The organism is Pseudomonas sp. BF-R-01, from assembly GCF_019946615.1.
GTDB classification, from domain to species: Bacteria; Pseudomonadota; Gammaproteobacteria; order Pseudomonadales; family Pseudomonadaceae; genus Aquipseudomonas; species Aquipseudomonas migulae.
In genome coordinates this window covers 1-5898 of sequence record NZ_JAGYFX010000183.1, presented here as the reverse complement: position 1 = coordinate 5898, position 5898 = coordinate 1, and the positions used below count along the sequence as shown (strand labels likewise).

The 5898-nt window shown below is 59.6% G+C and carries 6 protein-coding genes and 1 pseudogene; 4 read left to right on the top strand and 3 right to left on the bottom strand.

From position 1 onward, the window contains the following. The 3 genes from KGB27_RS30735 to KGB27_RS30725 all read right to left on the bottom strand — a co-directional run. Positions 1–191 (bottom strand): hypothetical protein (locus KGB27_RS30735; RefSeq protein ID WP_223557350.1); only part of this gene is annotated, 191 nt, incomplete at its 3' end. Positions 192–225: 34 nt separating this feature from the next. Beyond that, the gene (locus KGB27_RS30730; RefSeq protein ID WP_008034287.1) at positions 226–825 is read right to left on the bottom strand and encodes an FMN-dependent NADH-azoreductase; all 600 of its coding nucleotides are present in this window, start codon (positions 823–825) and stop codon (positions 226–228) included. 245 nt (positions 826–1070) lie between these two features. Next, on the bottom strand, positions 1071–1385 hold the full coding sequence (locus KGB27_RS30725) for a hypothetical protein (protein WP_008034289.1): 315 nt from the start codon (positions 1383–1385) through the stop codon (positions 1071–1073). Positions 1386–1434: 49 nt separating this feature from the next. Here KGB27_RS30725 and KGB27_RS30720 point away from each other — a divergent pair, with 49 nt between their 5' ends. The 4 genes and pseudogenes from KGB27_RS30720 to KGB27_RS30705 all read left to right on the top strand — a co-directional run bounded on the left by KGB27_RS30720 (position 1435) and on the right by KGB27_RS30705 (position 5668). Continuing rightward, positions 1435–2358: a LysR family transcriptional regulator gene (locus tag KGB27_RS30720; RefSeq protein ID WP_008034291.1), complete on the top strand. Its 924-nt coding sequence runs from the start codon at positions 1435–1437 to the stop codon at positions 2356–2358. Positions 2359–2372: 14 nt separating this feature from the next. Then, positions 2373–3178, top strand: a pseudogene (locus KGB27_RS30715) (alpha/beta fold hydrolase). 3 nt (positions 3179–3181) lie between these two features. Then, positions 3182–3745: a peptidylprolyl isomerase A gene (locus tag KGB27_RS30710; protein ID WP_008040944.1), complete on the top strand. Its 564-nt coding sequence runs from the start codon at positions 3182–3184 to the stop codon at positions 3743–3745. A gap of 90 nt (positions 3746–3835) precedes the next feature. After that, entirely contained in the window at positions 3836–5668 is a 1833-nt protein-coding gene (locus KGB27_RS30705; RefSeq protein ID WP_192225938.1) for an ABC transporter ATP-binding protein, read from the top strand. Positions 5669–5898 lie beyond the last annotated feature (230 nt).

Genomic DNA, 5898 nt, shown 5'->3' with positions numbered 1-5898 from the left:
CTATCTCTGTTGACTGTGACACCGTCTTCGCGAGCAAGCTTCGCTCCTACAGGTTTGTGGCAAACCACTAAATCGCAGGCAAAAAAAAGCCCGATCTCGCTAAAGCGTTCAATCGGGCTACAGCACTCAGGAGCAACAAGTGCAAAGGGAGGTCGATGCGCGTACAGGCTTGAAGGGTTGCGCCAGGTCACTAGACCATCCAGCGATTATCTGGCGATTAAAGCCTCAGGCCACTTGGGAAAGCTTGGCGTTGGCCTGGTTCAGGCCCTTCTCCTGGAAGTCACCGCCCAGGTTCATGCCTTCGGCGTGGATGAAGGTCACATCGTGGATTCCGATGAAACCCATGACCTGACGCAGGTACGGTTCCTGATGATCCGCGGTGCTACCGGCGTAGATCCCGCCGCGAGCGGTCAGCACGTAAGCGCGTTTGCCGCTGAGCAGGCCTTGCGGGCCGGTGTCGGTGTATTTGAAGGTCACACCGGCTCGCAGCACGTGGTCGAGCCAGGCTTTCAGCGTGCTGGGGATCGCGAAGTTGTACATCGGTGCGGCCATGACCAATACGTCGGCGGCCAGCAATTCATCGGTCAACTGATTGGAGCGCTCCAGGGAAGCCTGTTCGATGTCATTGCGCTGTTCGGCGGGTTTCATCCAGCCGCCCAGCAGGTTGATGTCCAGGTGCGGCACCGGATTGACAGCCAGGTCACGGACGGTGATCTGGTCGTTCGGGTGAGCGGTTTTCCACTGGCTGATGAAGGTCTGGGTCAGTTGACGCGAAACCGAGTCTTGCTGACGGGCGCTGCTTTCGATGATCAGAACGCGGGACATGGGATGTAGCCTCCATCTGAGAATGCTGTAAGTCGATGGAGTGAAGGTTAAACAGAGTCATATCGATGAAAAAGCGCAAATAACTGCTATAACCCATCAATAAATTCGTTTATAAGCTGAGCATGACCTGTAGGAGCGAGCGGTGCGGCGATCCGACTTGCCCGCGAAGGGGCCGTGTCATTCAACATTGATGTCGACTGATACATCGCCTTCGCGGGCAAGCCTCGCTCCTACAGGGTCTCATGTTATTTCGGGGTGCAGGTCAGGTTGATGCGCATCTTGATGATGGTCCGGTTGAACTTGGCAGTGGCATTTTTGTGCTTGCCGGCAGCCACTTCGATATTGCGGGTGCGCGGTGCTTCCGGACCGTTATTGAAAACCACCTTACAGACTGCATCGGTGCTGCCGAAGTTGTTGACCTGTATGGAGGCGATGTCGGTATCCGTGTCATATGCGTTGTAGTCGATGTCCATGCCGTTCAGCTGTTTTTGTACGTCGATCGGGTAGGCAAACGCAGTCAACGGCAACATCGCCAGCACCACACAACAGAATTTTTTCATTCGGCAGTCTCCAATAAGGACCGCCAGCTTAGGACAAGAGGAGCTCAAGATGAAAGCGCCCCGCGTGACCCTTGATCAATGGCGAACGTTACAGGCCGTGGTCGACCACGGCGGTTTCGCCCAGGCCGCCGAAGCGCTGCACCGCTCGCAATCGTCGGTCAGCTACACCGTGGCGCGCATGCAGGATCAACTCGGCGTGCCATTGCTGCGTATCGACGGCCGCAAGGCGGTACTGACCGAGGCCGGCGGCGTCTTGCTGCGTCGCTCGCGACAACTGGTGAAACAGGCCAGCCAACTGGAAGACCTGGCGCATCACATGGAGCAAGGCTGGGAAGCGGAAGTGCGCTTGGTGGTCGACGCCGCCTACCCCAGCGCCCGCCTCGTCCGCGCCTTGACCGCGTTCATGCCGCAAAGCCGTGGCTGCCGCGTGCGTCTGCGCGAAGAAGTATTGTCGGGCGTGGAAGAAGTCCTGCTGGAAGGCGTGGCCGATCTGGCGATCACCGGCTTTAGTATTCCCGGCTATTTGGGTGCGGAATTGAGCGACGTCGAATTCGTCGCCGTCGCCCACCCTGAGCACGCCCTGCATCGATTGAACCGTGAGCTGAATTTCCAGGACCTGGAAAGCCAGATGCAAGTGGTGATCCGCGACTCCGGTCGCCAACAGCCACGCGACGTCGGCTGGCTCGGCGCCGAACAGCGCTGGACCGTCGGCAGCCTGGCCACCGCTGCGACGTTTGTCAGCAGCGGCCTGGGATTTGCCTGGTTGCCACGGCACATGATCGAACGCGAACTGAAGGAAGGTACGCTCAAGCTGCTACCGTTGGATCAGGGCGGTAGCCGGAACCCGAGTTTCTACCTGTATTCAAACAAGGAAAAACCCTTGGGCCCGGCCACGCAAATCCTCATCGAACTGCTGCGCACCTTCGACACCGCGCCGCTGGATGCGCCCTTCGCTGCCCCAGAACAAGCCTGACACGGAGTGATCGCATGGCCTATTTCGAACACGAAGGTTGCAACCTGCACTATGAGGAATATGGCCACGGCACGCCGTTGCTGCTGGTTCACGGGCTCGGTTCCAGCACCCTGGACTGGGAAAAACAGATCCCGGCATTGGCGGCCCGTTACCGGGTGATCGTCCCGGATGTGCGCGGCCACGGTCGCTCCGACAAACCCCGCGAGCGCTACAGCATCGCCGGGTTCAGCGCCGACCTGATCGCCCTGATCGAACATCTGAACCTCGGCCCGACACATTACGTGGGACTGTCGATGGGCGGCATGATCGGCTTCCAACTGGCGGTGGATCAGCCCCAATTGCTCAAGAGCCTGTGCATCGTCAACAGCGCGCCCGAGGTCAAATTGCGCAGCCGCGACGATTACTGGCAATGGTTCAAGCGCTGGAGCCTGATGCGTGCGCTTAGCCTGGGCACCATCGGCAAGGCCCTTGGTGGCAAACTGTTCCCCAAGCCGGAACAGGCCGAATTGCGTCAAAAGATGGCCGAACGCTGGGCAAAAAACGACAAACATGCTTATCTCGCCAGCTTCGACGCGATTGTTGGTTGGGGGGTTCAGGAACGACTTTCCAGGGTGTCCTGTCCAACCCTCATTGTAAGCGCCGACCGGGACTACACGCCGGTAGCGTTGAAAGAGAACTATGTAAAACTGCTGCCCGATGCGCGGCTGGTGGTGATCGCCGATTCGCGTCACGCCACCCCGCTGGATCAACCCGAACGCTTCAACCAAACCCTGCTCGAGTTTCTCACCGCAGTCGACACCACCACACTCAGGATCACTGACCCATGCTGAAAAAAATCGCCCTCGTCGCTGGCACCGTTCTGTTTGCCGCCAACCTGATGGCCGCTACGCCCGCCAAGGCGCCGCACGTTTTGCTGGAGACCACCAACGGCCAGATCGAAATCGAACTGGACCCGGTCAAGGCACCGATCAGTACCAAGAACTTTCTTGAGTACGTCGACAGCGGCTTCTACAACAACACGATTTTCCACCGTGTGATCCCGGGCTTCATGGCCCAGGGCGGCGGTTTCACTGCGCAGATGGCGCAAAAAGACACCAAGGCACCGATCAAGAACGAAGCCAGCAACGGCCTGCATAACGTGCGCGGCACCTTGTCGATGGCGCGTACGTCGAACCCGGATTCGGCCACCAGCCAGTTCTTCATCAACGTCGCCGACAATGCGTTCCTCGACCCGGGTCGCGACGCCGGTTACGCGGTGTTCGCCAAAGTGGTCAAGGGCATGGACGTGGTGGACATCATCGTCAATTCGCAAACCACCACCAAACAAGGCATGCAGAACGTGCCTATCGACCCGGTGCTGATCAAGTCGGCCAAGCGCATCGACTAAGATCCACAGGCACAGGGATGTTGAGCGGCCGCCGGTGTTCGGCGCCGCTCATAGTGTTTAAAGGAGAGCCCGCACGCGGGCGGAGAACCGATGCTTTATCGCCGTTTTGAACAATTGATTGACGTGTTCCGTGACGCCCCGACGGCGGCTCCGCCCGACCGTGTTTTCCCCTTCTATACCTATTACCTGAAGCAGGTCTGGCCGAGTTTCGCCGCCCTGCTGACCGTCGGCCTGTTCGGTGCATTGATCGAAGTGGCGCTGTTCAGCTACCTGAGCCGCATCATCGACCTGGCCCAAGGCACGCCGAACGTCAATTTCTTCAAGGAACACGGCATCGAACTGGCCTGGATGGCCGTCGTGGCGCTGATCCTGCGCCCGGTGTTCGTGGGCCTGCATGACTTGCTGGTGCACCAGACCCTGAGCCCGAGCATGACCAGCATGATCCGCTGGCAAAACCACAGCTACGTGCTCAAACAGAGCCTGAATTTCTTCCAGAACGACTTCGCCGGGCGCATCGCCCAACGCATCATGCAGACCGGCAACTCGCTGCGCGATTCCGCCGTGCAAGCGGTGGACGCGCTGTGGCATGTGCTGATCTACGCGATCAGTTCGCTGGTGCTGTTCGCCGAGGCCGACTGGCGCCTGATGATCCCGTTGTTGACCTGGATCGCTGCCTACATCGGCGCCCTCTACTACTTCGTGCCACGGGTGAAAGAGCGCTCCGTGGTGTCTTCGGATGCGCGTTCCAAGCTCATGGGCCGGATCGTCGACGGCTACACCAACATCACCACGCTGAAGCTGTTCGCCCACACCAACTTCGAGCAGCAATACGCCAAGGAAGCCATCGAAGAACAGACGGTCAAAGCCCAACTGGCTGGCCGCGTGGTCACCAGCATGGACGTGGTCATCACCAGCATGAACGGCTTGCTGATCGTCAGCACCACGGGCCTGGCGCTGTGGCTGTGGACGCAGTCGCTGATCACGGTGGGCGCCATTGCGCTGGCCACCGGCCTGGTGATCCGGATCGTCAACATGTCCGGCTGGATCATGTGGGTGGTGACCGGCATTTTCGAAAACATCGGCATGGTTCAGGACGGTTTGCAGACCATTTCGCAACCGGTCAGCGTCACTGATCACGCAGAGGCCAAACCGCTGACCGTCGCCCGGGGCGAAGTGCGTTTCGAGCACGTGGATTTTCACTACGGCAAGAAGAGCGGGATCATTGGTGACCTCAACCTGACGATCAAACCGGGTGAAAAAATCGGCTTGATCGGCCCGTCCGGTGCCGGTAAATCGACCCTGGTCAACCTGCTGCTGCGTCTCTATGACGTGCAGGGCGGGCGGATCGTGATCGATGGCCAGAACATCGCCGAGGTCGGCCAGGAAAGCCTGCGCGAGCGCATCGGCATGATCACCCAGGACACGTCGCTGCTGCACCGTTCGATCCGCGACAATTTGCTCTATGGCAAACCGGACGCCACCGATGCCGAGCTCTGGGAAGCGGTGCACAAGGCCCGGGCCGACGAGTTTATCCCGTTGCTCTCGGACGCCGAGGGGCGCACCGGTTTCGATGCGCATGTCGGTGAGCGTGGGGTGAAACTCTCCGGTGGTCAGCGTCAGCGGATCGCCATCGCTCGCGTGCTGCTCAAGGACGCGCCGATTCTGATCATGGACGAAGCGACTTCGGCGCTGGATTCGGAAGTCGAAGCGGCGATCCAGGAAAGCCTGGAAACCCTGATGCAGGGTAAAACCGTGATTGCCATTGCTCACCGGCTCTCGACCATCGCCCGGATGGACCGGCTGGTGGTGCTTGAGAAAGGCAAGATTGCCGAGACGGGGACCCATGCTGAGTTGCTGGCGCATGGCGGGTTGTATGCGCGGTTGTGGCAGCATCAGACTGGGGGGTTTGTTGGGATCGATTGATTGGGGATTGGGGTTGGGGGCATATCCGTTGCTGCGGTAACGGCTGCATATGGTTTCGCTTTTACAGCGAGTCACTTTCGAAAAGCGCGAAAGTAACCAAAGCGCTCTTGCCCCTTTCGTTCGGTGCCTCGCTAAGGCTCGGCATGCCCTCGCTCCGGTCCTGCTCCGTGGGCCCGCCGCCATCGGCCATCCATGGCCGGGGGCGGCTAACCCGGCATCCATGCCGGGTT